We start from the raw sequence: 603 nt of genomic DNA, 5'->3' as shown, positions 1-603 counted from the left end.
CAAAAGCAACGAAAGAAGGGACGGCTTTGGCTGAACGACGGGTCTTGCGTTCGGCTAAGGCCGGAGCGCCCGAACCACGTCTGGTCATACGACTTCGTCCAAGACCGGACACATGAAGGGCGCGCCTATCGGACGCTCAACATCATCGACGAATACACCAAGGAGGCGCTCATGATACGCGTCGATCGCAAGCTCAACTCAACCGATGTGCTGGATGCGCTGACGGACCTGTTCATCCTGCGTGGCCCGCCAGAGTACATCAGGTCAGACAACGGCCCGGAGTTTATTGCACAGAAGGTACGCGACTGGATCACCGCAGTCGGTGCCAAAACGGCCTACATCGAACCAGGTTCACCTTGGGAAAACGGATACTGCGAAAGCTTTAACGCCAGGTTCCGAGACGAATTGCTGAACGGTGAAATTTTCTACAGTTTGCAAGAGGCCCAAATCCTGATCGAGCAATGGCGCATTCACTACAACACCGTCAGGCCGCACAGCTCATTGGGCTATCGCCCGCCTGCACCGGAAAGCATCGTTCCGATGGACCAGAGGCCCACAATGCACTAACAATTAAACCGGACCACCCGATGGGGGCACGCCAGG

The 603-nt window shown here is 56.4% G+C and carries 1 protein-coding gene; it reads left to right on the top strand.

Translation table 11 applies throughout. The annotated features are described in order from the left end of the window. Nucleotides 1–567, top strand: a 567-nt coding sequence (locus ABWV64_RS15935) for an IS3 family transposase (RefSeq protein ID WP_353347069.1), incomplete at its 5' end; no start/stop codon positions are given. Nucleotides 568–603 lie beyond the last annotated feature (36 nt).

The sequence above is a fragment of the Litorivita sp. NS0012-18 genome (assembly GCF_040371945.1).
In the GTDB taxonomy this organism is placed as follows: domain Bacteria; phylum Pseudomonadota; class Alphaproteobacteria; order Rhodobacterales; family Rhodobacteraceae; genus Litorivita.
This window is presented reverse-complemented; position numbering and strand designations above follow the sequence as displayed.